Origin of the sequence: Micromonospora sp. CV4, from assembly GCF_003667455.1 — a bacterium.
Taxonomy (GTDB): Bacteria; Actinomycetota; Actinomycetes; order Mycobacteriales; family Micromonosporaceae; genus Micromonospora.
Genome location: NZ_RCVI01000005.1, coordinates 1 through 399, shown reverse-complemented (window position 1 = coordinate 399; position 399 = coordinate 1). Strand labels below are relative to the sequence as shown.

The window sequence follows — 399 nt, the reverse complement described above, 5'->3', positions numbered from 1 at the left end:
GCCCCCGACCGAGCCTCCCTGTCGTCGTCATCGCGCGTGTGCAAAGCTGCGGCGAGTTTTTCTCGTGACTTTTCCGACGAGGTGAGAGGGAGGTTCGCCGTGGAGTGGTCTATCGGACACTCGCTGATAGTGGTACTGGCACTGGTGCTGGGCCTGGCCGCCGGGTGGTTGCTGCGCGGCCGGCAGGGCGTACGGGCCAGCGGGCAGGGTCCGTCGAGCGTGGACGGCGACCCCGTCGCCGGCCTGGCCGTGGTCGCCACGCCGACCCCGGCTGCCACCATCGACGACATCCGGCCGGCGGCGACCGTCGACCCGGCGCCCGCCGCGGTCGCCGACGAGCCGGCCCCGGTGGACACGGTCAGCGCGCCGGCCGCGGTGACCACCGACGCCACGCCGGAC

Annotated in this window: 1 pseudogene; it reads left to right on the top strand. The window is 73.7% G+C overall.

Annotation, left to right across the window (positions count from 1 at the left end):
- Nucleotides 1-129: 129 nt before the first annotated feature.
- Nucleotides 130-399, top strand: a pseudogene (locus EAD98_RS00020) (hypothetical protein); the annotation flags it as partial.